Genomic DNA, 25,483 nt, shown 5'->3' on the forward strand with positions numbered 1-25,483 from the left:
TCATGAACAAACGAGAAAAGGTTTGGCTGACGTCCGTGCTTGCGGCGGCCATGCTGGCCGGAGGCTGCACGAAGACGGACGGCGGGGAGAAGGCCGGGCCGGATCAGGGAAGCGGCGCGGAGCAGGCGCTGGAAATCTCCTGGTTTATCGACGGAGATGCGGGCAGCTTGCTTCCGGATAAGCCGGACGACGATTTCGTCAAGAAAACGATCGAAGAGAAGTTTCACGTGCGCCTGAAGATTCAGAGCTATCCGGCGGGAGCCGATTACGACAACAAGCTGACCGTGGCGCTGGCCAGCGGCAATAGTCCGGATATGTTCATCACGAGCGGGACCTTGTCGCAGAAGCTCATTCAGGACGGACTGATCGCCAAGATGACGCCTTACGTATCGAAGGAAACGATGCCGAACTACTACAAGTATTGGAACACGAACGAGCTGGAAATGAAATCGTATCAGGTGGAAGGCGACTTTTACCGGGCGCCGCTTCCGTACAAGAAAAAACTCGATCTCGCGTATTACATTCGCAAAGACTGGCTCGACAAATTTTCGCTGCCGGTTCCGAAAACATACGACGAGATGCTGGAAGCGATGCGCAGGTTCTCGCACAACGACCCGGACGGCAACGGCAAGAAGGATACGTTCGGTTTTACGACGAACGGCAACGGCAAGTCGCTGTCGCTTTCGTTTCCGCAGTGGCGGCAGCACGGTCTCTATGCCGGGTATTACGTCGAGAACGACGAGTTTTTCGATACGCAAACCGATCCGCGCGTAGCCAAGGTAGTCGACGATACGCTTCAGATGATTAAGGACGGCCTCGTCGATCCGGACTGGTTTTTGAATAAGGCGGAACAAGTGACGGATAAAGCGGTCCAGGGCAAAGCGGGTATCGTGTATAGCCCTGACATTAATTTTGCGCTGGACAGCAGCCCGAGCAGCGTGCAGAACAAAGCGAAGGCGCTGAATCCGAAGGCCGACTGGGTGCCGTTTAATCCGTATCCGGATAAGCCGTTCTGGACCGAGAACGAAGCGGGTTACCCGTTCCTGTTCAGCAAGAAGACAGCCGATCAGAATCCGGCGAAAATTCGCAAAACCGTCGAGATTTTGGACTGGCTGGCGGGCGAGGAAGGTTTCCTGCTGACGCGTTACGGGCAAAGCGGCAAGCATTATACGAAGGAAGGCACGAAAATCACGATCCAGAAAGAAGCGTATTTGAAGGACATCGTCCAAAAAGGAAACTTCCTGTCGATCTACGACTTCTTCTCGCCGCCGTCGCCGGAGACGTTCGGGCTGACTGTCAAAGATCCGGACCAGACGCCGCGCGACGAGTCGATTCTCGCCTTCCTGCGCACCGGCTACAAATATGTGCCGAGCGTAGGCGCCAGTACGACTCCGCCTCCGGGGGTCAACCTGGGAGAGATGCGGACCAAAATGTCGGAATATCATGCCAGAATGCTGTTCGAGGACAAGTCGAGCGCGAACTGGCCGAAATACCGCGAGGAGATCATGATCAAGTACAAAGCCAAGGACATCTTCGAAGCGTATGCCAGCCAAATCAGCGAGGCGCGCGGCAAAAAAATTACGTTTAAAGCCGCTAACTGATTTGCATTATGAAAAGCGGTGTTGGCCGCTGGCGGCTGGCATCCCCCTTATCTGTATAGATAAGTTCTGAAATTGAATTAGCTTGCTGGCGGCACAAGCGGGCGCTCGTCCTGCCGGAAGGCGGGACGGGTGTATCCGAGGGGGTAAGACTTAAAGTGCGAGTTCAAAAAGTCCGGTTTTCAGCACCGAGAAGATGGGATGAAGCAAGGAAATGAGGAGCGGAGCGTAGTGAAAGCTACGTGAGCACCGGAAGTTCCGGCTGAATTCCATATTCGATGTCGAGTAGGCTTTCGGATCTGCTTCGTGATCAAAAGTGGACTTTTTGAACTACCTCTATATAAACGAGTTCAAAAAGTCCGGTTTTCAGCACCGAGAAGATGGGATGAAGCAAGGAAATGAGGAGCGGAGCGTAGTGGTAGCTACGTGAGCACCGGAAGTTCCGGCTGAATTCCATATTCGATGTCGAGTAGGCTTTCGGATCTGCTTCGTGATCAAAAGTGGACTTTTTGAACTACCTCTTAAAGGAGCGGGCCGATGGATAATCAAACGACGATCAAGACGAACTTCTCCCCTGCGGATTCAAGCAAGCGGCGTTCGCAGCTGTGGAGAAGCATCGCGCGCAGCCGCTGGTTTTATGTGATGATGCTGCCGGGAGTGCTGTATTACGTTTTATTTTGTTATTTGCCGATGGGCGGTTTGCTCGTAGCTTTTAAAGACTACAACCTGTTTAAGGGAATCTGGGACAGTCCGTGGGTCGGCTTCGACCATTTCCGGACGGTGTTCCAGTCGCCCGATTTTCCGGTTATTTTCCGGAACACGCTGGTGATCAGCCTCTACCGGATTTTGTTTAATATGATTCCGGATGTGGCGCTGGCGATTATGTTTAACGAAATCCGGATCGTCTGGTTTAAACGGCTGGTGCAGACGATTACGTATGGGCCGCACTTTTTGTCATGGGTTATCGTATACGGGCTCGTATTCGCTTTTTTTGCCCCAGGGTCCGGGCTTGTCACGACTTTTATCCGCGATACGTGGGGGTTCAGCCCGAATGTGCTGACCGAGCCCGGACTATTCCGTCCGCTGCTGCTCGTAAGCGATCTGTGGAAAAACACCGGCTTCGGCGCAATTATTTATTTGGCGGCGATGGCCAGCATCAACCCGGAGCTGTACGAGGCGGCGGAAGCGGACGGGGCGGGACGCTGGCGCAAAATGTGGCATATTACGCTGCCCGGCATTCGTTCCGTCTTCGTGCTGCTGCTCATTCTCAGACTCGGTCATATTCTCGACGCCGGCTTCGAGCAGGTATACATCTTCCTCAATTCCCGCGTCTACCAGGTCGGAGATATTATCGATACGTGGGTGTTCCGGCGGGGATTGGAGCAGCTCGATTACAGCGTGGCCGCCGCTACCGGCTTTTTCAAATCGGTGATCGGACTGGTGCTCGTGCTGGGAGCGAACAAGCTGGCCAAAAAGCTGGGAGGTGACGGAATATGGTAACCAAGCCGGGGACGGTGGCGATCCGGAAATCGAAAAGCGACAGAATCGTCGACGCCGTTATGTACGGGTTCCTCACTTTGTTCGCGCTGAGCACGTTATTTCCGCTGTATTACGTCGTCGTCATGTCGATTACGCCGTATACGGAGGTGATGCGAAGCGGCGGCTTCGTCCTGCTTCCGCAGCAGGTGACGTTTGACGCTTACAAGGAAATCTTCACGAGCGGACGCATCCCGCAGGCATTGAAAATTACGGTGACGGTGACGGTAGTCGGCACGTTTCTCAACCTGCTCGTCACTTCGCTGCTCGCCTACGCGCTGTCGAAAAAGACGGTGCCCGGGCGCAGCGGCCTGCTGCTCGGCATCGTGTTCACGATGCTGTTCAGCGGAGGGATGATCCCGACCTATCTGGTCGTCCGGTCGCTCGGGCTCGTCGATACGATATGGGCGCTTATTCTTCCGGGGCTCGTGTCGACATTTAATCTGCTGATCATGAAGACGTATTTCGAAGGGCTGCCGCACGAGCTGGAGGAGGCGGCCAAGGTAGACGGCTGCGGCGACTGGCGGACGCTGCTGCGCATCGTGCTGCCGCTGTCGACGCCGATCTTCGCCACGATGGGGCTGTTCTACGGCGTCGGCCATTGGAACGCTTATTTTGCCGGCATTATGTATTTGAACGATAAGAGGCTGTACCCGCTGCAGGTTGTGCTGCAAAACATGATTCGTTCCCCGGACGTCAGTCAGGAGCTCGAAATCCGCAACCCGATGCTAGTCGCCCAGCTTCCTCCCGAGACTGTCAAGATGGCGACTGTTGTGGTGGCGATCGTGCCGATCCTGCTCGTCTACCCGTTCCTGCAAAAGTACTTTATTAAAGGCATGCTGATCGGCGCGGTCAAAGGTTAACAATCGGGAGGGATTCTCTTGACGGAGCGGAAAGATCGGAAGGATCGGAACAGCGAATATCGGAAAGGCGTTCTCTGCAGGCTGCACCAAATCGGCACATGGCGGGGGCGCGGCGGGGCCAGCGGGATACTGCGCGAATCATGGCGATCGGGCCGGGGCCGGGCTGCGGTTACTCGGACAGCGATCGCGGCATTGCTGGTTGTGTGCATGGTATTGGAGATCCTGGCGATTAACGGATTTGTGGCAGCAGCGGAGCCGGTTAATCTGGTGAAAAATGCAAGCTTCGAAATCGGCGCCGCCGCGCCAGACGATTGGTCGCGCGGCGCGGCCGGCACGTGGGAATGGGACGCGGCGGTCAGCCATACCGGCTCGCGGTCGGCCAAGCTGATCACGCAGGGCAGCACAGAGATTGCCTTCTTCTCCCAATCGTACATTCCGGTTCAGCCGGGCAAGCTGTACGAATTCAGCAGCTACTTCAACCCGCAAAACGTAACCGGGCGCGCCTTCATCCTGCTGGCCTGGTATTCGGCTCCGAATGCCGCAGGGTTTCTATCGCAGAAAGTTCTCGATGTGGACCGTTCCGCAGCCGGCTGGTCGCGGGCGGCGATGCAGGAAACCGCTCCGGCTGGCGCCCAGTACGCCCACGTGGCCGTACATATGAGGGGCGGAGCCGGGACGATCTGGTACGATGACGTTTCCTTGACCCGGGTGATCCGCAACTCTGTCGTCGAGCCAACCGCCGCCCAGTTCGATAAAAACGCGGCACGGCAGCAAGATATTTCGCTCCGGGTGACGGCGAACGGCAACAGCTTGCTGCAGATCCGCAATGGCGGCTACGTTTTGCAGCCGGGAGGAGATTACACAGCGACAACGGGCGAGATCGTCCTGAAGAAGGAATATTTGGCCGGGCAGCCGGCTGGAACCGCAGTTTTGACGTTTGTGTTCGATGAAGGGGAGGAACGTCAAGTGGAGCTGAACGTTACCGATTCGACCGGCTTGAGCGTACCGTCGCTGATGTATTACAAGCAAGCGTCCGCTCCGCAGCCTTTAACCGTCACGGTGTCCGCTTATGCAGGCACGATGGGCGGGCTGCGCATCGGAGGCTCGCCGCTTCCGGAGGGCGAGGCGTATACGGTGTCCGGCTTAGATGTGACGTTTCGGGAGCCGTACTTGAACTCTTTACCGCCGCAAACCTACATCGTCCATTTTGATTTCACAGGCGGCGAGGCTTCGTCGATTACGATTGACATTAAGGCAATCACAAGCAGCAAAACGCGCAGCACGATCTATACGCCTGCCAAAGTGCAAGCGGCCCGAAGCAACGTGATGGCTTACGGCTGGGCAAGTCAACTGCGCAATGCCGCGGTGACGAGAGCGGAGACGTACTTCCAGTCGGACGGATTTGCGCAGGATGGCTACGACTTTTTCTGGAAGGCGGTCCCGCCGCAGACGCTTCCCCGCAGCTACGCGGTGAACGAAAAGATGGGCAGTCCCGTTACCGGACGCGACATCGACCGGTTCGGCGCTTATCCGTATCAGGGAGATCCGATCAACGAGCCTTGGAAGATCGTCGATCCGAGCAGCGGCTACAAATTCCCGACGAACGATTTCGGCGCCTACTACGAGAGCGGTCTGGACGGCAAGGGGATATTCCGGCCGGAGCTTGCCGACCGCAGCCTGCTTGTGAATACGCTGTATCCGGAGAAGGGGCCCGGCTGGGGCGTCGACGACGGCTTCGGCTGGGTGGACGGCAGCGGCAACCGGTATCCGTTCATCGCTTATTACGTGCACCGGTTCGTCTGGTACGGGGAGAGAAACGCCTTCCTCGTCGATGCGCTGAAATCGATGAGAGACGCTTACTTGTACACGGGAGACGCGAAATATGCGCGGGCCGGCCTCGTAATGCTCGACCGGATCGCCGACGTATACCCGGAGCTCGATACGTCCGTCTATAAAGCGCCCTATCTCCATAACGGGGCGGAAGGCAAAGGCAAAGCGGTAGGGGCGATCTGGGAAACGTTTTTGATCAAGGAGCTGCTGAGCGCTTACGACGCGTTTTTCCCGGAACGCGAGGATGGTTTGCTGATTGCGTTTTTGCATCAAAAGGCGGGCGAGCTCGGACTGGACAATCCGAAAATAAACGGAGCGGCGATCTCGCGCAATATTGAGGACCGGATCGTCAGCCAAGTGTACCCGGCGGTCCGAAACGGCGATATTCTCGGCAATACCGGCATGCATCAGAGCGCGCTGGCGATGGCGGCGGTCGTGTACGATACGCTGCCGCAGACGAAGGAATGGCTGGACTTTACGTTCCAGGCGGGCGGCGCGCTGTACAATCCGGCCCGCGTCACGGGCGGCAACGTGCTTCCTTCGCTCGTGAATAGGGTCGACCGGGACGGTCATCCGGACGAAGCTTCCCCGGAATACAATTCGTATTGGCTGAACCAGTTCCGCACGACGGCGGATATTTTGCAGGGCTACGATTTGTACCCGGGTGCGGATTTGTACGGCAATTTGAAATTGAAAACACTGTTCAGCGGTTTGTCCCCGCTTGTCCTAAGCGACAACTATATGCCGACGATCGGCGATTCGGGCAGGACGGGCAATCCGGCCGTATGGCTCAGTCTCGACCATTACGTTAAAGCGTTCCAGACGTTCGGCGATCCCGGGTTTGCGCAGATGGCCTACTTTCTGAACGGAAACAGCACCGCCGGCATTCACGGGGACATTTTCTCGTCCGATCCGGAAGGCGTCGCCGTACAGATCGGTTCCGTAATCGCCGCGCACGGACCGCTGAAGCAGGAGAGCACGAATTTGACCGGCTACGGCTTTACGGCGCTTCGCGACGGCACGGCGTCGGAAGAGACGCTGCGCGATTTGTGGATGTATTACGGGCGGACGATCTATCATGGGCACCGGGATGCGCTGAATATCGGTCTGCACGCTTTCGGGCTGGATTTGTCGCCGGATCTCGGGTATCCGGAATTTACGGACAGCCGGGATATGCACCGGTTTCATTTCGTCCGCAATACGGTGAGCCATAATACGGTCGTCGTGGACCGCTCGCAGCAGCAGCCCCAATGGGTGTCGACGCCGCTTCATTTCGACGACGGGGAGCGTGTCAAACTGATCGATGTGGAAGCAGACGATGTGTATCCGCAGACGGAGACGTACCGGCGGACGACGGCGTCGATCCGGGTGGATGACGCGAACTCGTACATCGTCGATCTGTTCCGGGTGAAGGGCGGCAGCGAGCATCATTTCAGCTTTCACGGGGCGGAAGGCGGGGTTACGACGGACGGATTGAATCTGACGGCACAGCCGGCCGGCACGTATGCGGGACCGAACGTCGAGTACGGCCAGCGCGTGGACAGCGTGGAAGGCACCGGGTATATGGGCAGCGGCTTCCACTACTTGAAGCGGGTCGAGCGGGACGATTCGCCAGCGAACGCATTCAGCGTCGACTGGGGCGTCGAAGATACATGGAACGTATACGGGTTAGGGATGGGAGCGCCGACCGATGTGCGTCTTCGGCTGACGATGATGGGCACGTTCGACGAGGTTGCGCTGGCGGACGGCATCCCGCCGCAGAACAAGCCGGGTAATCCCGAGAGCTTGCGTTACGTCCTTGCCAGACGCGCCGGACAAAACCTGGACTCCTTGTTCGCCTCCGTTATCGAGCCTTACCGGGGCAGCCGGTACATCCAATCGATAGCTCCGGTTCAGGTAAAGGCGGGCGCGGCTGTCGTCACCGGCTCGGAGGCCGCTGCGATCAAGGTGGTGCTTGCCGACGGCCGAACCGACTATATCGTGAACGCTCTGAACCCGGACATCGTCTACACAGTCGACGACAAGCTGACGTTCCAGGGGTTTTTCGGGGTAGTCTCGGAGCGCGGCGGCCAGCCGGAGTACGGCTATATGCATGACGGAACCGTATTGCAGGCTAACGGTCAATCGCTGATCGCCACTTCCCTGGCCGCTGTGGAAGGCAGCATTGCCGGATTTACGAAGCAGCTAGTTTTGGAGAATGAGATCGTCGTCGCGGCAGACGCACCTTTGTCGCCGGGCGTGCTTCCGGAGCGGGCGCATATCTATGTAGAGAACGACGGAACGCGGAACGCCGCGTATGAGATCAAGTCGGTGCAGGAGCGTGCAGGAGGCGGCTATGCGCTTTCGATCGGCGACAAAACGCTGATCCGCCAATATGCGAACGATGCGGATATGGCTGCGGGGTATGCGTACGATATCGCGGAAGGGGCGGCTTTCCGGATTCCGCTGACGGCAACCTGGGAATCGGCGGCGCTTCTCTTGGAGGAGTTGCGCGGGCGGATCGAGGGGGAAGCGTCTTCGGGACGGATGTCGGCTGTGTTATCCGGCCAGCTCCTGTACCGGCTGAGTATAATCGGGCTGTTGGCCGGGCAAGGCCAGCAGGCGACGGCAGCCGACTACATGCGGGATATGCTGGCGTATATCGGCGCTCCGTCGGTGCTCCAGCAAGGGCTTCTGACAGAGGCCGCTTATGCGGCGATCGGCGCGGATGCCGGAGTCATCCTGGCGAAGTGGGGAGGCTGAGCGGTGTAGGGCGACAGGGTGCAAGCATCTAGCGTTAGGAGCCTTATTGGGTGTGAGCCTCGCAGTGGCAGATGCCCCAAAACATCGCGTAAGGAGTGCCGGAAGATCATCATTGACCTTCGTTTAGGTGATCAAATGCCGGTTTCTCGTGCAATGCAGGATTTTAGGGTGAGTGAGCCTGAGCCTGACCCTGAGCTTTGGCGGTACGCTGATCCATTTCAAGATGTGGTATCGTCGTTCTGACCGTACCGGATGTTAAGCACCCGGCAGTTTCGCCCGTATGTTGCTGGATCTTCTCGGTTACCGGAAGTTTAACTTCCGCGAATCTGTGAAATGAGTCGTTCGGTCCGAATACCGGAAGAAACGTTTCCTCTATTTCGCTGAAAATCAACGTTTAGGCGCGGTTTTGCTGAAATAGCGGAAACGAAATTTCCGTTAAGTACAGGGTTAGGCGTATCAGGCTGCGTTAGCGGAAGTTTTATTTCCGGAACAGGGCACAAGCGCACGGGAGACCGTGTAGTCAGGAACGGCATGTGGACTGCATGGAGGAAGAGCGGCTCACGGCCCATACGGCGGGAACAGCTGCCCTGAAAGCCTCTTTACATGTATGGAAATGAATGTCCCGAGATAACCCATACAGGATAAACGATAACCATCAAATACCCGGAATAACCGGACCAACCGATCGGAAGGCGGAGAAAACGATGACTGGAGAACAGCAGCAATTGCACTATTTCGATTGTAATGCCAATGTCGGGAAAATCGGCTACAAGCACCGTCTGCAAATGTGGCGCACGGAAGAGTTGCTCGCGGAGATGAAGCGGTGCGGAATCGCCGGGGCGCTCGTCTACCACGGGATGGCCAAATCGCATTCGCCGGTATACGGCAACCGGCTGCTCCCGGAAGAGCTTGCCAAAAGTCCGCGGCTGTTCGGCTGTCTGGCGGCGATGCCCGACCATTTGGGCGACTTTCCGGCGCCCGCGGAATTTCTGGAGGAGTTGCGGCATAGCGGGATGCGCGCCGTCAAGCTGTTTCCGAAGAGCCACCACTACGATCCGGACCAGAGGACGATCGGCAAGCTGCTCGGTGTGCTGGAGCAGGAGCGGATTCCGCTGCTGGTCGATGCAGCGGAAGTCTCTTTATCCGCCGTTGCCGGCATTGCCGGCAGCCATCCCGATCTGGCCGTCGTGCTGTTGGGGATGAGCTGGAGCCAGGAACGCCGGCTGTTCCCGATGCTCGATGAACATCCGAACGTACGGATCGAGTTCTCGGCATTGCAAAGCAATGCGATTATTGAGACCGCCTACGAGCGATTCGGCGCCGAGCGGCTGCTGTTCGGCAGCGGTATGCCGTTCAAAAGCCCCGGCGCGGCCCGTGCGCTGATCGATTACGCGCGGATTCCGGAAGAGGCGAAGCGGCTTATCGCAGGCGGCAATCTGGCGAAGCTGCTCGGTACGGCTCCTCCCGAAGCGGCGCTTCCGGAACAGGACGAGGTCACGTCAGCCGCCTCCCGTGGGCTGCCGATCACCATCCCGGTGTACGACTCCCATACCCATCTGATCGAAGACGGCGGCGGCACGGGCAGCGGTTTTCCGATGCTGCAAGGGGGTATCGACGCGATGATCGCGCTGTACCGCCGGATCGGCATCCGGAAAATGTCGATCGCTCCGTGGGCCGGTATCAACGGCGGCGATTCGGAGGCGGGCAACCGGATCGCCGAGCTGGCTATCGGCCAATATCCCGAGGAGGTCGAGGGGTATGCCGTGATCGATCCGAATTATGTGGAGGACGTCGAAGCGGAAGCGCGGAGATGGCATCTCGAGAAACGGTTCAGAGGAATGAAGCCGTACTTTTACTTGTCGCATATTCCTTACACCGACCCGGTATTCGCGCCTTGGTGGAAACTGGGCAATGAACGCAAGCTGTACGCCCTCGTCGATCCGGCGGGCCAAAGCGACGGGGAGTACGTCGGACAGATTGAGGAACTGGCGAGTCGTTATCCGGAGGTAGCGATCTTTATGGATCACGGGGCGAGGAACTTCGAGATTGCCGAGCTGTATGCAAAAACGGCGAAGGCGCACAAGAACGTTTATCTCCAGCTCACGTACACGTCCGTTACACTTGGCGCAATCGAATATTTGGTTCGCGAAACCGGCGCGGACAAGGTGCTGTTCGGCACCGATTCCCCGATGCGCGACCCCCGGCCCCAGGTCGGCTGGCTGGCTTACGCCAATTTGCCGATCGAGGACAAGAAGGCGCTGTTCGGCGGCAATATGAAACGTCTGTGGGACCGCTGCCTCGTGTAGCTTATAGCTAAGCGCGCATTAATACCGCGGCGTCGGCAGCGCGCGCTTCGGCAGGGCTGTCTTCAAGATCATTTTACGATTTTGCGATATTGCGAGCCCCCTCAAACTGATTTTGCTCAAGAAAAAGGACCTCAGCTTCCACTGTATAGTGGAGTTTGAGGTCCTTCGTTTTGGAAATCGGGACGCTCCATGTTACGTGAGTACTTTTGGGACACCCCCTGTTGCGGTTAAATGATCAGAATGTTCAAGTTCGTAGAAGTGTTAAAGCCAACCGGGATACTCTGAACGAAGAAAAGCTGCCGTTAACGCTAACGGAAGGTCTTCGTCGCGGTCGACTGAGGGCAGCGCTTCGATTGGAAGCTTACTAGATGAGCCTGAAAGTGTTGCAGGCCGTGCCTCGTGTCAGCTCGTTCGTATGTCCCTTTGCATATGGGCATGGAAAGGAACAAGAATAAGCATGGTTTGTACCTTCTATTTTGTCCAAATACTGGCGTTGGCACGGAATAAGAGCGATTGGAGACTCTTAAAATCAGCGAAAAGGGTGCACCGCCCGCCAACTGGTTGAAATAAGGGGTGCAAACCGCTTCTATTCGCCTCGGCCATGGTGAAATGCCGAAAATAAAGGGTGCCAAAGACCCTTATTTGGCGATTTAACCTGATTTTGGCCATACGCAGTTCGTCTCAGCTAGGCCAGTTATAGACCCCCATACCTATATAACACGTTCAACGAGGCTGCACCTCCTCTTGATGACACGACTTCAACGAGCGGCAGGAGCGAAGCGAAGGTAGCTATTCCCCTCTCGGGGTGGAACGGGTTTGCCTGGCAAAGAATAGACCGGACGTTTTTGGCGTACCTATTTCCCTTCCCATAACGATCTGAAGAGAATGTTAAGGAATATTTAAACCTTTCTTCGTTTTCGATTAAACATTGTCCGTTACACTGGGTAACGATCAAAGCGGAGAGGGAGCTGAAGAATGAAACGTTTAACGGTTGCCGCGCTCGGCATCGCACTGCTAATTCTGGTAGCCGGCAACACGTTCGGCGAGGAATACATGTCCAAGGCTAAACGATGGATGGACCGCACGATCGGCGGCGGAGGAGCGATCCTCGCTTCGGATGGCATTCAGGCCAGCCACGCCCTTGTCATAGATGCGGCAAACGGCAAGACACTCTATTCCAAAAACGAGCGGGAGCGGGCGTATCCGGCAAGCACGACCAAAATCTTAACCGGTTTGCTCGCTCTGGAGCTGGGCAAGCCCGATGAGCTGGTCACGGTCGGGGAGGAGGTCGCACCCGAAGACCCGGAGGAGAGCCGGGCGGGGCTGCGTCCGGGCCAGCGGCTGAAGCTGTTCGATCTGGTGGAGGCGGCGCTGCTGCCGTCCGGCAACGATGCGGCGCGATCGATTGCGGTGTACATCGGGCGGAAAGCGGCAGGTAATCCGAAGCTGGGCATCCGAGAAGCGCAGCTTGAATTCGTCAAGCTGATGAACAAGCGGGCCAAGAAAGCGGGCGCCACTCATTCGAACTTCGTCAACGCTACGGGCTTACACGAGAGGAAACATTATTCCACGGCGCAAGATTTGGCGCTGATCGCCAAAGAAGCGATGAACAACAAGCTGTTCCGGCAGGCGGTTCAGCCGGCCAGCTATACGGCCGCGGTGCAGACGTCCGCGAATCCGTCCGCGAAGCTACAGCTGACGAATACGAATCTGCTGCTTCAGCCGGGGGGAGCCAATTATTTGAAAGAAGCTACCGGCATCAAAACCGGGTTTACCGACCAGGCGGGGTATTGTCTCGTATCTTCCGCTTCCAAGGACGGGAAGCAGGTGATCGTAGTCGTGCTGCAATCAACGAACAAAGATGTGTACCCGGACGCGAGGAAGCTGCTCCAGCAAGGACTGGAGAAAGCAAGCCGGCCGGCCAAATAAAGAGAAAGCAACAGGAGGAGAGGCAGCTATGATCGAAGTGAACGGAGTAAGCCATCAGTTCCGCATCGGCAAAAGAGGCAGCGAGCGCATCGTTCCGGTCCTTCATCAAATCGATATGCGGGTAGGAGAAGGGGAGATTGTGACGATTGTCGGCCGAAGCGGCTCGGGCAAATCGACGCTGCTCAACCTGATCAGCGGTTATATTCGCCCTACGACCGGTGGGATCCGGATCGCCGGACAAGAGGTGACGCGGCTTAGCGAAGGGCAATGGGCGGATTTCCGGCTTGCCCAATTCGGATTTGTATTCCAGAGCTTTCAACTGATTCCAAGCATGACCGCATACGAGAATGTGGAGCTGCCGCTTATTCTGAAGGGGGCGAGCGAGAAGGATCGTAGACGGAAGACGAGGGCGATGCTGGAACGCGTCGGACTCGAGTCGTTCGGGACCCATTATCCGGGCGAGCTGTCAGGCGGTCAGCAGCAGCGGGTCGGCATCGCGCGGGCGCTGATCGCGAATCCTCCGATCCTGCTCGCAGATGAGCCTACCGGCAGTCTGGATTCGGACAACGAACGGTCGCTGCTGGAGCTGATCCGCGAATTGAACCGGGACGAAGGCAAGACGTTTCTGATCATTACGCACGATGACCAGGTGGCTTCGATCGGACACCGCACCTTGACGATTCGCGACGGCCGGCTCGAAAGAGTGCCGCTGCAGGCGACGGGAGGAGGATGGCTGTGAAGTGGAAGGACAGGTTCCGGTTTGTCCGGCAAAATATGAAGAAAAACCGGTCGCGGGTATTTATGACCGTGCTCGCGACGGCGATCGGCTGCTCCTTCCTGATCGTGCTCGCTTCCGTCGGCTTCGGCCTGCAAAAATCGGTCGTCGCGGATATAACGGAGGGCAGACTGCTGACGCAAATTATGGTGCACGGCGTGAAGGAATCCGAGAAATCGTTCCGGCAGATCGGCGATGACGAGATCGGGTATATGGAATCGCAGGACCATGTCAAGGCGGTGACGAGACGATACGGGGTCCAGCAGTCGGCGGAATTCCGGATCGGCGAGCTTCAAGGCCACGGACAGGCGGTTGTCGTCGATATGCCGTCCGAGGCGAAGGCCGGCTTCGAGCTGGCGGAAGGGCGGATGCCGCAACAGGACTTCGAGATTGTCATCGGCTTCAACTTTGCGGAATCGATGCTGACTCCCGAGGAACGGAAGCAGATGGAGGAGCAGCGGCAAGATAACGCGGATGCGGAAGAGCCTGCTGCGGTCAAAGGCGAAAAAACCGTATCCGACAAGGCGAAGTCGTTAATCGGGAAAACGATGAATGTACAGGTGGTGCAGCGGTTCGGCGAGGAAACGAAAAGTTTCGCGGTTCCGGTCACGATCGTCGGGATCGGCAAAGCGCCCTCCCGGGAATGGCTCCAGGATCGTTACGTCTACATCCACGAACGGGTCATGAAGCAGATCGAATCGTTCACACAGACCGCATACGGCGCCATGACGTCGAAAAATCCCGAGGACCCAGCTCCCGAATCGCTCGGACAACCCCGGATATACAACGAAGTCTATGTGTATGCGGACCGTGTGGAGAACGTCAAATCGATCGTCGAGCGGCTTAAGACGGCAAACTATGCGACGTATTCGATCGTTGATCAGCTCGATCAGGTCAACGCGGTGTTCCTCATTATGAAGATCGGCCTCATCCTCGTCGGTACGATCGCCGTATTGATCGCATCGATCGGCATCTACAACACGATGACGATGGCCGTCACCGAACGAACGCCGGATATCGGCGTAATGAAAGCGATCGGCGCTCATCCGAGGACGATCAAAAGCGTGTTTTTGATCGAAAGCGCCTATATCGGAATTATGGGAGCGGCGATCGGGACGGCGGTCGCTTACGCCGTCAGCTTTGCCGTCAATCTGGCGCTGCCCCAGATCGTCCGCGGCCTGCTGGACAGCAATCCGCCGGAAGGTCTGCGCTTCTCCGACATTCCTCCGGCGCTAACACTGATCTGTGTCGCGATCAGCCTGCTCGTCGCCATTCTGTCCGGCGTGCGTCCCGCTGTCCGGGCGACGCGGGTCGATGTGCTGAAGGCGCTGCGGCGCGATATTTAAAACGCCGGCATGCCGGAACGGGACTGTCTCCAAAGTCGCTTGGCGATTTTTCGAACCTTGCCTCGAACCGATGTTCCTCTAGAAAAAGGACCTCAGCCTCCACGTGTTGCAGTGTGGAAGTTGAGGTCTTTTCGTTTGAAGATGGGGACATCCCCGTTTTTATTGCAGTCGCGGCAGCGCCTGACGGATTTATTTGCGTCCTGGGACCGGACCGGAGCGGGCGGAAGAACGCCGCCGCTTTCTCCGCAACGAAGCGGACGAAACCGTGTCCTGCTTATGCAGCCATAGTGCAAACTCGAGCGGGCGAGAGATCGCTTTCTCGTACGTTTCCTTTTCCCCGATCCGGGCAAACACCTCGCGTGCCGGCTTCGGATTGAGCTCGAGCACCCACGGATGGCCGCTCGGATCGATCGCGATATCGATGCCAAGCTCGCACAGCCGGCCGAAATGACCTTCCACCGATTTGGCGATCTCCTCGCCGAGCTCGTAAACGCTGCTGCGGATCGACTCGATCTTCTCCTCCGAATGCATCCTCCGTCGAAGCAGCTCCGTCATCGAGATGGCCTGGCCTCCGCCGTGCAAGTTGGAGGTAATGCTTTTGCGCGGACCGATCCGCCCGGCACAGCCGGTTACTTCCCATTCCCCGCTGCCGTTTTTTTGGATGAGCAGCCGGAAATCATGGACGCGGCCGTCAGGCAATCGGCTTTGGATGCCTTGCTGGATCAAGTAGCGGCCGGCTACATTCCATGAAGCGAGCTTGCCGGGCAACTGCTTCTCGGTAAGCAGCTTAGGCGCCACGATGCGGCGGTTCTGGTCCCGGCCCTGCACGTAGAACTGGCCGTTCGGCTGACGGGATATCCGGAGAATTCCCCGTCCCCCTGTTCCGTTAATCGGTTTCAGGTAAATATGCCGGTGGTTGCGTATGAATTCGGTCAAGTCGCGGTGATCGGCATATTGCTTCGTGGCCGGCAGATGCGGACGGATCCGGCTGGATTTGGCCAAAAATTGATGCATTCCCCACTTGTTCAAGATGGGGCGGTTCAAATAAATAAGCTGGCTGTAAGTAGCCCGGAAGCGGCGGAACTGGCGGAACCGCTCCGTCGGCTGGTACCGGCACCGGTCGTAAATCAGCTGGGGAAACGAGGTCCAGCTGCGCGTCCACTTGCCGGCCGTCGGTTCGAAATGGTGGGCATAGATGCGGTGCTCCTTCGAATCCACATCCTGCGGGGTAAAGACGAAAGCCCGGATGCCCAGCTTTTTGGCCTGTACGATCAGCTTGCGGAAGTAGCTTCGCTCTTCCAGATTCGCCCGATCGCTCAAATATAACGTCATAATGCCGAGTGACGGTTCTGACAAGACGGTTCACCCACTTTGCGAATGTACGGAAGCGGACCTAACCGCCGTTTCTGCGTGCCGGTTGTCCGCTCACCGTAAAGCAGTGTCCGATTTAATTGGATTGGGCGGCGGGGTAACCCCCGCCTGCGCTCGACTTGGCCCGGATGAGAAACAAAGAATAATGAACGATCCTCTCCAGCGATTTTTTGCGGATATGGGGTTCGTCGAACTTCATCGGCTTCGAGTTGGCTTCGAAAAACCAGATCCCGCCGTGGATGTCAACCCCCATATCCATCGACATTTCGCCTAGCATATGTCCTGACTTTTTCTCGACCTGACGCGCGATCGCCAGCGCCGCTCTGCGCGTCCGCTGAATAATTTTTTTGGCTCCGTCGATGCCGAACGTGGAGGCGAGCAGCTTCTCCGGGTCGTCGATCGAGCCGCCGCGCGGCACGTGCGTCGTGATGCTCAGCTTGCCGGCGAGGCGGGCGCCGACCCCCGTCACATCCCATTGACCTTTCGCATTTTTTTGAACGAGAAGGCGAAGATCGAACGGCCGCTTCTTATGGCGGGCCAGGGAGATGCCGCGCTGCGCGATGTATTCCTCCTGTCCGATCTCCTCTTTCATTTTCGCCCACAACTGCGACATCTTCGGATATTTGTAAACGACGCTGCCTTTTGTATCTTGTACGCTCAAGCAGTATTCCAGCTTCCGGCCCAGGCGGTCGCTCATGCGATCCGCCTTCATAATGCCTTTGCCCGCCTTGCCGCCGATCGGCTTTAAGTAAACCGAGGAGTGAAGCTTAAACAAACTGTCGAACTCCTGGAGCGTCGTTACTTTTCGGGTGGTCGGAATATATTTCGCCGTTGTTTTACCTTTGCTCAGCCATTCGAACAACGACCATTTGTTAAAAAAAGCAGGATTGAACATCCGGATGTGCGGATGCCGGACACAGGCCTGGAGCGTCTGCTGCACCTCGGGCAGCGCTTCGTCCTGGCGAAGCGGAATCCGGTTATACAGAACATGGGGCAAGCCGATCGTTTGCGGAGACCACGTTCCTTTCGCCGAATCGAATACGTATCCGATCATCTTCCGGTGCTTCAGCTTTAAATCTTTGACGGTCACGACGCATACGGACACTCCGAGCTCCGAGCCGGTCCGGATAATGTCGATGAAGTTGTTCCGGTTGCCCCGAAACATTTCCGCCGGATCGTCCATCGTCAAAATGCCGATTAGAGGGCGATGGTGCTGTGCAGAAAATTCCACTTACGCTTCCCTCCTAGCCCGAAACCTGCCCAAATACAAGCTATGCTCAAAAATGAGACCGAGAGACGTCTTGCCCTGCGACTTCAAGGAAGGGTGCTTGAAGATGGAACGCCCCGGTTTGGAGTTTGCCTCGAACATCCAGATGCGCTCGTTCTGATCGATCCCGATATCGAATCCGAGCTCGCCGAGCAAGTGGCGGCTGTTTTTCTCGATCGCTTCGGCCAGCTTGATGGCCGTCTGCTTGGCATTTTGCAGAATCGTATCGGCTTTGCTGCCGAATACGCGGTCCAGCACCTGCTCGGGTGTCATTATTTGCCCGCCGTTTTTGACGTGGGTCGTCACACTCCCTTTCCCGGCCTTTTTGGCGCCGATTCCGGCGACTACCCATTCATTTTGACCGTTTTTATGAAGGTGGAAGCGGAAATCGATCGGGCAGCTGTCGATCTCGATCAACCGGATGCCTTGCTGGACGACATAATTGCGCATTCTGCCGCTCCGCGAGTTCAGCAGGTTCATCAGGCCGCCAAACTGGGCGAACCGGTACAGCACATTTTTGCCGTTGCGGCGGAACCGGGCGAAATAGCCGCGCTTCGGATGATACGTCAGCCGGTAAATGCCGATGCCGAGGCTGCCGCCGGTCGGCTTCAAATAGACGAACCGGTGCTTCTCCAACATTTCCTTGACCCGTTCGGACGTCGGATTCAGGTGTGATTCCGGCACATGCTTGAACGCTTCCTTGTCGCCCTCCAGCAAGTTGTACACGTCCCATTTATCGAAGAAGCTCCAGTTGAAGATCGGCGTCCCCCTCCGGACGAACCGCTCCTTGAAGTTTTCGATCGAAAGCGATTTTTCGGCCTTGCGGCTGGACAGCCGGTTGTAGACGACGTCAGGCAGCGGGACCGTCTTGCGGACCCAGCCGTCGCCGGACGGGAAGTAGGCGGTGACGGTTTCGGCCGCCCAGTTGACCCCGGATGGCGTAAATGCGAAAAAAAACGATTTCTGGCTGCCGGGGCCGATGTATTGCTTAAGCAGCGGGGAACGGGAGCCAAACGGCTGCACGACGCTGGCGCTCGATGCGTTCGTCAGGATGCCGACCAGCGGTCCGATCTGAATATCCCGCCCCCCGTGCGAAACGGCCATGCAAGTTCCACTTCGCGGCACGAGGAGCGCGTTTTTGACCGCAACCGGCAAATACAGATGGTTCCCGGTCTTTTTGACGATTTTGATCGGCGCAAGCAGAGACTTGCTTCCCACCTTGAGCGTTACCGGCTTCGTTCCCGTCAGCTGCAGCGACTTCATCAGGGCGGAGCTGACGTACACGGTCTTGTCGGTTCGCGCCGCAAAATGGATTGTACACGTTGTCAAACTCATGAAGTTACCCTCCTAAAAGGTTGCGAGAAGCTTGGGTGGCCATATACCGACAATGGTCGCACCAGGTAAACAGAAGCTGCCGGTTCATAAGCTTCTACATGCAGCGAGTCATTACCGGATGGCGTTATAGGGACGGATCATGACGTTTGCCGGGATTATCGATCAGAAATTTGGCGTACAGGATCGGATTGCGGATCGAGTCGAGTCTCACCTTCTTGTCGGTTAATACGGCGAAGGAGGACCGGCCCGGCTTCGAATTGGCTTCCAGAATCCAGACGTGCCCGGTGGTGTCGACGCCAATATCGACGCCGAGCTCCACGAGACGGCCGTGATACTGCTCGAGCACGTAGGGGATGCGCAGCGCCAGCTCGCGGACGGACGACTCGATCGTCTCGGCGGCCGGCCGGCCGTATTGCTGGCGCAGGAAAGGCAATGCCTCCTCGGCATGGCCGCCGCCGTGCAGGTTGGAGGTAACGCTCCCCGGTGCTCCCCGGCGGACCGCGATGCCGGTCAGTTCCCAACGGCCGGTACGGTTTTTCTGCACGAGCGCCCGGATGTCGAACGCTTCTCCCTCTGTCGTCGTCAGGATCAGGTATTGCTGGATCAAATATTTGCGTCCTCCGGTAAAAGCGGCGATCCAATCCAGCAACCGGCGCTTGGAGCGGAAACCCGAGCGCACCGCTTCGTTGCGGTGGCTGCGTCCGTTCACGGCATAACCGTTCTCCTCCCGGGTCACGCGCAGCACCCCTTTGCCCTGGCTGCCCCCGTGCGGCTTCAGAAACAGCTCCCCCTTCTCCTCCAGCCATCGCTCGATATCGGCGGGGCTCTGCAGCAGCTCCGTCTCGGGGATGTAGGGCGAGAGCGTCTCGTCGCGGATCATCATCTGATGAACGCTCCACTTGCCCTTCAGGCCGTAGCCGAGAAACCGCGTGCCGGGCGTCTGCATCAGGCGGCGGATCGGCTCCCGGAATTCGGCGAACAGCTTCGCGTCCGAGTAAAAGCAGCGGTCGTATACCGTCTCCGGGAGCGGGTATAAACGCTTCTCCCAGCGGCTTCCCGAAGCGTTGTAGCGGTAACCGAGCACGCGTCTGCGCTCCCAGTCGATCCGGTGGGGAAAAAAAACAAAAACGGCCAGCCCCAGTTTCTGACCGAGCAATGAGAGTCGGCGGTAATACTGCTTTTCGGAAAACGGCGGATCGCCCGCCGAGGGACAAACCATAATGCCGACCGTATTGCCGGATATTCGCGTCGCTGTCGTTGCTTTCATCGCTATCACCTTCGCTAAAATCCTGCCAAATAACGGGCGTATTGGACCGTCATCTTGACGGACGGCCGAATGGCGCCTTCGGAGAGCGGCGTTCCGTCATTTTTCGACGGCTTGGAGTTCACTTCGAGCAGCCATACTTTGCCGTGGGAATCCACGGCCAGGTCTACGCCGAGTTCGCCGAAATGTCCCTTGATGTGCGATTCGATTCCTTTGGCGATATCAAGGGCGGCTTTGCGCAGATGAGTGTTAACGGCGCGCTGCTGGGCGGCGCTCAGATTCGTCTTTTGCAAAGCTTCCTTCACCCGGCTGAGCGTCCCGCCTCGGGCCAGATTGGAGACGAAATGATTGCTGCCGGCGATCCGGGCGACCACGGAGGTGACTCCCCACACGCATTGCGGTCCCCGCTGCACGAGTGCGCGGAAGTCGACCGGTCTTCCTCCCGTTTCGATCAGGTGAAGTCCTTGCTGGATCTGGTAGCGGCGCTGCTTCAGCTTGCCGGATAAGGAGGAGAACAGGGCGTCGATGCTCGGGAACGACTGCCGGACCGTGCCGTTCAAGCTCGTAGACTGGCACATGTAAGACTGGCCGGCAAGCCGGCTGATCCGGATGATGCCTTTGCCTAGACTGCCGGTAATCGGCTTGAGGAAGACGATCGGATGGCGGGCCGTCATCGATTTGAGCATCTGGTAGTTTTTGAACAAATGGGATTCCGGCAAATACCGGGTCAGCGACGAATCCTGCTTCAGCGCGTCAAAGACGTCGGTTTTGTCCAAGTACGTTTCGTTGAACACGTAATTTCCGTAACGGGATTTGACTTCTTTCATAAAATGCTGCACGCTCGGCATATTTTCCAGCTTGCGCGTCGTCAGCCGGTTGTACACGACGTCCGGGATCGGAAAGCTGGATTTGCGCCATCTGCCGTAATAGGTCCAGCCCTCCAGGGACTGCTGTCCGGATGAGATGTCGCCGGGAGTAAAAAAGTAAACGAGAGCGCCGTACGTATGGCACGCGTCCACCAGTTCTTTGCAAAACCCCGTATTTGTTCCGAACGGACGATCCGGGGTACCGCTATATACCCGGCTCATCAAAACGCCGATCAGCGGACCAAGCGACAACGTTTTGCTGCTAGCCCTATACGAAACGCCGACATGGGCTCCATGGTGAACGCCCAGCCTGCGGGCCAGCGGCTCGCCGATGCGCAGGCCGTCGAGATGAGAGGCGGAGACGACCTTCACCTGCTGCTTGGAAGCGCCGAACTTAAGCGTGACGGTTCCGCTAGTCGGAATTTTGGATTGACGGACTGCGCGATCCCCGAGAACGATCGTGTGATCCTGAAGCATACCGCCCATGTTTTGCACATGGATTGTCATTTTCGTACTGGTCATGGTGTGTCTCCTTTAGAAGAGCCGTCTTGCGGATTTGATTTGCTTCCATAGACTACTCTCATCATATGAGGACATATATCCCTTGGTGAATGGGTGGACGGCGTTTCGCCCCGGCTGGGCTTGTGGAAAGTTTGCGGAGTTTGTGCATCGCGTCAAGCTGTAACAAATTGTTCACGGCTCCGGGCGGCTGCGAGTGATGCTGGTCACAGTGCGGACTTCCTCCGGGCCGCTACAATAGCAGAGTAAAGCGGGCAACAACAGGCCTTAGAAGCGGTAGGAGAGGAGGCGTTCGGATATGGGGCAATCGACTGCTCAGGAGGATCATAACCGGCAAGCCGTTCCGGCATCGCAATCGGCTTCGCAAGCTTCACAGCCGCAGCAGGACCGGCACTCGAAGTCGGAACCGTCATTAAAAGGAACGTTTGCGGCGGTAATGCTGCTCGGCGGTTTTATCGCTGTAACGTGGCTGGCCGTGTTCGTGTTGTACTTGGCTCGGAATTAACGGGGGGAAAGAGGGAATTGGCATGCATATGCACCGTTTGGAAAAAATTTGGCTGACGTTCGGGTTTTCCATGCTGGTCGTTTTTTTGCTCATATTGGGCGTGATGACGTTCTCGATGGGGATGGCTCCGCCAAGCAGCCATCATCATTCGATAGACCCGACGATGGTGAACGAGACGGCGCCTTTCGACAAGCCTGTATTAAAGAAAGTAGGCGACAACGAATATGAGGCGATCATGACCGCATTCGCTTACGGTTATGCGCCGGGTACGCTGGAAGTTCCGGCAGGGGCGACGGTGCATTTCACGATTACGAGCCCGGACGTCATTCACGGCTTTGAGATTCCGGGGACGAACGTCAATATGATGGTGCTGCCCGGCGAGGTGAACCATACGACGCATACGTTCAAAAAACCGGGAGAATATCTGATTCTGTGCAACGAGTATTGCGGAATCGGCCATGAAATGATGAAAACGACGCTGGTCGTGAAATAAACAGATCCGGCCTGGTCCGGAAAGGATGGCGATCGTATGAATATGGCAACAGACACGCAGGCGGCTCCGGCTGCGGAGCCGATGACAACGCGCGGGAAGGGCGGCGAGAAAGCGGAACGCTTCGACCGTCAGGACGGGGCGCTCGTTCTGGCGCATCTCTTATTCGCCTTCACGGCTCTTCTGCTCGGCGGTATCGCAGGTGTGCTGCAGGGGCTCGTCCGCGGCGGACTGATCGAGTTACCGGCCGGCATCGGATATTATCAGCTGCTGACGGCGCACGGCGTATTGATGGCTTTAATTTTTACCACCTTTTTCATTATCGGTTTTCTGTATTCGGGCATGTCCAAGACGCTGGGCGGCAAGCTGCTCCCGACTTCGCTGCGGATGGGATGGATCGGCTTCGTCCTGATGGTGATCGGCACCGTCATCGGCACGGTCGTCATCCTGCTTAACAAGGCGAGTGTATTGTATACGTTTTATGCGCCGCTGAAAGCTTCCCCGTTTTTCTATATCGCGCTCGCCCTCATTGTAGTCGGCAGCTGGGTCAGCGGGTTCGGGATGTTTTACAACTACCGCTACTGGAAAAAAACGCATAAAGGCAAACTGTCGCCGTTGTTTTCCTTCATGGCGGTCGCGACGATGATTTTGTGGCAGATCGCGACGATCGGAGTCGCGGCGGAAGTGCTGCTGCAGCTGATCCCTTGGTCGTTCGGCTGGGTCGAAACGATCAATGTGCTGCTCAGCCGGACGTTGTTCTGGTATTTCGGCCATCCGCTCGTTTATTTCTGGCTGCTTCCGGCGTATATTTGCTGGTATGTGATCATCCCGAAAGTGATTGGCGGCAAAATATTCAGTGACGCTTTGGCCAGACTGTCCTTTATGCTGTTCATCGTATTTTCGATTCCGGTAGGCTTTCACCATCAGCTGATGGAGCCGGGCATCAGCCCGTTCTGGAAATATTTCCAGGTCGTCCTGACGTTTATGGTTATCGTTCCTTCGCTGATGACCGCTTTCTCGCTGTTCGCTTCGTTCGAGCTGTACGGACGGTCCAAAGGGGGAAAGGGCTTGTTCGGCTGGTTTAAGGAGCTGCCGTGGAAGGATGTCCGGTTTTTCGCTCCGTTTATGGGCATGCTCGTCTTCATTCCGGCGGGAGCGGGCGGCATCATCAATGCAAGCAATCAGATGAACGCGGTCGTGCACAATACGCTGTGGGTAACCGGGCACTTCCATCTGACGGTGGCGACCAGCGTCGCGCTGACTTTCTTCGGCATTACGTATTGGCTCGTTCCGGTCGTGACCGGACGCACGCTGACGCCGCGCATGAACAAGTGGGGGATCGTGCAGACGATTTTGTGGTGTGTCGGCATGTTCTTCATGTCCGGAGCGATGCATACGGTCGGGTTGTTCGGCTCTCCGCGCAGAACGGCTTACACGACTTACGGCGATCATCCGGACGCATTATCGTGGATTCCGTATCATGTCGCGATGGCGGTATCGGGCGTGCTGCTGTTCCTGGCCGTCCTGATCATGATCGGCTGCATCATCGGCATGCTCCGGGCGCCGAAAGGCCACGAGGAGTACCCGATCGGGGAAGTCGCCGAATCGGCGGAGCCTACCCCGGCTTTGCTGGAACGGTGGAGCGTCTGGATTGGCGTCTGCATCGTGCTGATCGTCTTCGCTTATACGATTCCGCTGGTTGGCATGATAGGCAGCGGCGTACCCGGGTCGCCGGGATTTGAGATGTGGTAGTGATACGAAAGCAGGGGCTTTGCCGGTATGTTGCGGCAAAGCTTTTTTTGTTAAAGAGGTTGTTCAAAAAGTCCACTTTTGATCACGAAGGAGATCAGGAAGCCTACTCGACATCGAAGATGGAATTCGGGCAGCCGGAAGAGATCGCCGATGCGGCGCTATTTTTGGCGAGCGACGAGTCCCTCTACGTGACCGGGCACTGTCTCGTCGTGGATGGCGGTCAACTGATCAAGCTATTGTAAGAACCAAGCACCGAACCGTTGAGGGAATATAGTGTCAAAACATTTGACTTTTTGTTGAGGGACAAGAACATGTATGCTAAAAAATCCGCGTAAATCGCGGGTTTTTTCGTTTTAAGGATATAAGTTCTAGTCCTCGGTTCAAACAAGAACTTATATCCTTTGCCGTATTCGGACAAGAAACTATATTTATAGCCGAAGGTCAAATGCTTGGAAACTTCTTGGGGCAGTATTGCTTGATTAAATTTAAGTTCACTACAACACTAAATTCAGGGTGTGAATGTTAAACTATACCCTAGAACTGAACAGGAGTTGTCATGTAACGGAATAACAAGCGTAAGTCGCGGTTAATGTCGAGGGACAAGAACATGAACCCACCACGCAGGTAGTTGCAGGCGAGCATTTCATACCAGTTCAGCTTGGCGTCAGCTCGGCATTCTGCTGCTCCAGTTTAGCAAGTTGGATCGCATATTCTTCTGTTGTAGGGGAGAGTTGACCCGATTTGCAGATCGGTGGCGCCGAAAGCGAGATAGACATGGTGAGTAGCGGAAAGGCTTAACATGACGAGGCTTCCTCCAGGACACGCATGATGTCGCGAAGCAAAAGGGGGTCAAATCCCGGGCGGACGACGATACAGATTTTGCCGACACGAACAATGAGAACAGGTTCCGCGGCAGAATGAGCATCTACGACAGCAAGGGGGCCCAAACCGGCGAGGTGAAAGGTTTTACGGATGAGGATGTTCGATTGGCTTTGTACAGCCAGTATTTTAACTGGTCGATGGAGCATTGATGAGCGGAGCACCAAGCAGCCATCGTCATCCCGCTAGCGCGGAACTCGACGATGCGCTCGGCCCATAGTTGACGGAGCTGTTCTTTCGTTGACATAGAGGCAACCTCCTCGATTGGATTGCCTCTATATTCTCATGATTGGAGGTGCCGTTGAAGGTG

At 56.8% G+C, this 25,483-nt stretch carries 18 protein-coding genes; 12 read left to right on the top strand and 6 right to left on the bottom strand.

Annotated features, from left to right (window positions below; all coding sequences use genetic code 11):
* The first annotated feature begins 2 nt into the window (after nucleotides 1-2).
* The 8 genes from IDH45_RS17290 to IDH45_RS17325 all read left to right on the top strand — a co-directional run bounded on the left by IDH45_RS17290 (nucleotide 3) and on the right by IDH45_RS17325 (nucleotide 14,925).
* A complete protein-coding gene (locus IDH45_RS17290) occupies nucleotides 3-1,601 on the top strand; it encodes an extracellular solute-binding protein (protein ID WP_190929382.1) in 1,599 nt (532 codons plus the stop codon).
* Nucleotides 1,602-2,135: 534 nt separating this feature from the next.
* Complete coding sequence (locus tag IDH45_RS17295; RefSeq protein WP_190929383.1) at nucleotides 2,136-3,098, top strand: ABC transporter permease; 963 nt, start codon at nucleotides 2,136-2,138, stop codon at nucleotides 3,096-3,098.
* On the top strand, nucleotides 3,092-3,997 hold the full coding sequence (locus IDH45_RS17300) for a carbohydrate ABC transporter permease (RefSeq protein WP_190929384.1): 906 nt from the start codon (nucleotides 3,092-3,094) through the stop codon (nucleotides 3,995-3,997). Before IDH45_RS17295 ends, IDH45_RS17300 begins: the two co-directional genes overlap by 7 nt.
* Nucleotides 3,998-4,015: 18 nt before the next feature.
* Nucleotides 4,016-8,569 carry a X2-like carbohydrate binding domain-containing protein gene (locus IDH45_RS17305; protein ID WP_190929385.1) on the top strand — a complete coding sequence of 1,518 codons (4,554 nt, stop codon included), beginning with the start codon at nucleotides 4,016-4,018 and terminating at the stop codon, nucleotides 8,567-8,569.
* A 704-nt stretch (nucleotides 8,570-9,273) separates the two neighbouring features.
* A complete protein-coding gene (locus IDH45_RS17310) occupies nucleotides 9,274-10,875 on the top strand; it encodes an amidohydrolase family protein (protein ID WP_190929386.1) in 1,602 nt (533 codons plus the stop codon).
* Between the two features lie 975 nt (nucleotides 10,876-11,850).
* Nucleotides 11,851-12,804: a D-alanyl-D-alanine carboxypeptidase gene (locus IDH45_RS17315; RefSeq protein WP_190929387.1), complete on the top strand. Its 954-nt coding sequence runs from the start codon at nucleotides 11,851-11,853 to the stop codon at nucleotides 12,802-12,804.
* 28 nt (nucleotides 12,805-12,832) lie between these two features.
* A complete protein-coding gene (locus IDH45_RS17320) occupies nucleotides 12,833-13,543 on the top strand; it encodes an ABC transporter ATP-binding protein (RefSeq protein WP_190929388.1) in 711 nt (236 codons plus the stop codon).
* A complete protein-coding gene (locus tag IDH45_RS17325) occupies nucleotides 13,534-14,925 on the top strand; it encodes an ABC transporter permease (protein WP_223836743.1) in 1,392 nt (463 codons plus the stop codon). Before IDH45_RS17320 ends, IDH45_RS17325 begins: the two co-directional genes overlap by 10 nt.
* A gap of 189 nt (nucleotides 14,926-15,114) precedes the next feature.
* Here IDH45_RS17325 and IDH45_RS17330 read toward each other — a convergent pair whose 3' ends face one another.
* The 5 genes from IDH45_RS17330 to IDH45_RS17350 all read right to left on the bottom strand — a co-directional run bounded on the left by IDH45_RS17330 (nucleotide 15,115) and on the right by IDH45_RS17350 (nucleotide 21,550).
* Nucleotides 15,115-16,281, bottom strand: coding sequence for a YheC/YheD family endospore coat-associated protein (locus tag IDH45_RS17330; RefSeq protein WP_223836744.1), 1,167 nt, complete (start codon nucleotides 16,279-16,281; stop codon nucleotides 15,115-15,117).
* A 91-nt stretch (nucleotides 16,282-16,372) separates the two neighbouring features.
* Complete coding sequence (locus IDH45_RS17335) at nucleotides 16,373-17,527, bottom strand: YheC/YheD family endospore coat-associated protein (protein ID WP_317891229.1); 1,155 nt, start codon at nucleotides 17,525-17,527, stop codon at nucleotides 16,373-16,375.
* A complete protein-coding gene (locus IDH45_RS17340; RefSeq protein WP_190929390.1) occupies nucleotides 17,528-18,898 on the bottom strand; it encodes a YheC/YheD family endospore coat-associated protein in 1,371 nt (456 codons plus the stop codon).
* A 124-nt stretch (nucleotides 18,899-19,022) separates the two neighbouring features.
* A complete protein-coding gene (locus IDH45_RS17345) occupies nucleotides 19,023-20,165 on the bottom strand; it encodes a YheC/YheD family endospore coat-associated protein (RefSeq protein WP_190929391.1) in 1,143 nt (380 codons plus the stop codon).
* Between the two features lie 14 nt (nucleotides 20,166-20,179).
* Nucleotides 20,180-21,550 carry a YheC/YheD family endospore coat-associated protein gene (locus IDH45_RS17350; protein WP_190929392.1) on the bottom strand — a complete coding sequence of 457 codons (1,371 nt, stop codon included), beginning with the start codon at nucleotides 21,548-21,550 and terminating at the stop codon, nucleotides 20,180-20,182.
* A gap of 295 nt (nucleotides 21,551-21,845) precedes the next feature.
* Here IDH45_RS17350 and IDH45_RS34100 point away from each other — a divergent pair, with 295 nt between their 5' ends.
* The 4 genes from IDH45_RS34100 (at nucleotide 21,846) to IDH45_RS35295 (ending at nucleotide 24,536) form a co-directional block, all read left to right on the top strand.
* Complete coding sequence (locus IDH45_RS34100) at nucleotides 21,846-22,052, top strand: cytochrome c oxidase subunit 2A (RefSeq protein ID WP_223836745.1); 207 nt, start codon at nucleotides 21,846-21,848, stop codon at nucleotides 22,050-22,052.
* 22 nt (nucleotides 22,053-22,074) lie between these two features.
* Nucleotides 22,075-22,545, top strand: coding sequence for a cytochrome c oxidase subunit II (locus IDH45_RS17360; RefSeq protein WP_190929393.1), 471 nt, complete (start codon nucleotides 22,075-22,077; stop codon nucleotides 22,543-22,545).
* Nucleotides 22,546-22,626: 81 nt separating this feature from the next.
* Nucleotides 22,627-24,294 (top strand): b(o/a)3-type cytochrome-c oxidase subunit 1, encoded by a 1,668-nt coding sequence (locus IDH45_RS17365; RefSeq protein WP_190929469.1) that lies wholly within the window; start codon nucleotides 22,627-22,629, stop codon nucleotides 24,292-24,294.
* Nucleotides 24,288-24,536 carry an SDR family oxidoreductase gene (locus tag IDH45_RS35295; protein WP_397327082.1) on the top strand — a complete coding sequence of 83 codons (249 nt, stop codon included), beginning with the start codon at nucleotides 24,288-24,290 and terminating at the stop codon, nucleotides 24,534-24,536. Before IDH45_RS17365 ends, IDH45_RS35295 begins: the two co-directional genes overlap by 7 nt.
* Before the next feature lie 683 nt (nucleotides 24,537-25,219).
* Here IDH45_RS35295 and tnpA read toward each other — a convergent pair.
* The gene (gene tnpA / locus IDH45_RS34105; protein WP_223836746.1) at nucleotides 25,220-25,420 is read right to left on the bottom strand and encodes an IS66 family insertion sequence element accessory protein TnpA; all 201 of its coding nucleotides are present in this window, start codon (nucleotides 25,418-25,420) and stop codon (nucleotides 25,220-25,222) included.
* Nucleotides 25,421-25,483 lie beyond the last annotated feature (63 nt).

It is taken from the genome of Paenibacillus oceani (genome assembly GCF_014705615.1).
Classification (GTDB): domain Bacteria; phylum Bacillota; class Bacilli; order Paenibacillales; family NBRC-103111; genus Paenibacillus_AB; species Paenibacillus_AB oceani.

What these genes read in the sequence shown, in the direction of transcription:
- IDH45_RS17360 (WP_190929393.1), top strand. Translation starts at nt 22,075, where the DNA reads ATGCATATGCACCGTTTGGAAAAAATTTGGCTGACGTTCGGGTTTTCC.
- IDH45_RS17300 (WP_190929384.1), top strand. Translation starts at nt 3,092, where the DNA reads ATGGTAACCAAGCCGGGGACGGTGGCGATCCGGAAATCGAAAAGCGAC.
- IDH45_RS17365 (WP_190929469.1), top strand. Translation starts at nt 22,627, where the DNA reads ATGACAACGCGCGGGAAGGGCGGCGAGAAAGCGGAACGCTTCGACCGT.
- IDH45_RS17320 (WP_190929388.1), top strand. Translation starts at nt 12,833, where the DNA reads ATGATCGAAGTGAACGGAGTAAGCCATCAGTTCCGCATCGGCAAAAGA.
- IDH45_RS17315 (WP_190929387.1), top strand. Translation starts at nt 11,851, where the DNA reads ATGAAACGTTTAACGGTTGCCGCGCTCGGCATCGCACTGCTAATTCTG.
- tnpA (WP_223836746.1), bottom strand. Translation starts at nt 25,420, where the DNA reads ATGTCAACGAAAGAACAGCTCCGTCAACTATGGGCCGAGCGCATCGTC.
- IDH45_RS17290 (WP_190929382.1), top strand. Translation starts at nt 3, where the DNA reads ATGAACAAACGAGAAAAGGTTTGGCTGACGTCCGTGCTTGCGGCGGCC.
- IDH45_RS34100 (WP_223836745.1), top strand. Translation starts at nt 21,846, where the DNA reads ATGGGGCAATCGACTGCTCAGGAGGATCATAACCGGCAAGCCGTTCCG.
- IDH45_RS17310 (WP_190929386.1), top strand. Translation starts at nt 9,274, where the DNA reads ATGACTGGAGAACAGCAGCAATTGCACTATTTCGATTGTAATGCCAAT.
- IDH45_RS17295 (WP_190929383.1), top strand. Translation starts at nt 2,136, where the DNA reads ATGGATAATCAAACGACGATCAAGACGAACTTCTCCCCTGCGGATTCA.
- IDH45_RS17350 (WP_190929392.1), bottom strand. Translation starts at nt 21,550, where the DNA reads ATGACCAGTACGAAAATGACAATCCATGTGCAAAACATGGGCGGTATG.
- IDH45_RS17345 (WP_190929391.1), bottom strand. Translation starts at nt 20,165, where the DNA reads ATGAAAGCAACGACAGCGACGCGAATATCCGGCAATACGGTCGGCATT.
- IDH45_RS17340 (WP_190929390.1), bottom strand. Translation starts at nt 18,898, where the DNA reads ATGAGTTTGACAACGTGTACAATCCATTTTGCGGCGCGAACCGACAAG.
- IDH45_RS17325 (WP_223836743.1), top strand. Translation starts at nt 13,534, where the DNA reads ATGGCTGTGAAGTGGAAGGACAGGTTCCGGTTTGTCCGGCAAAATATG.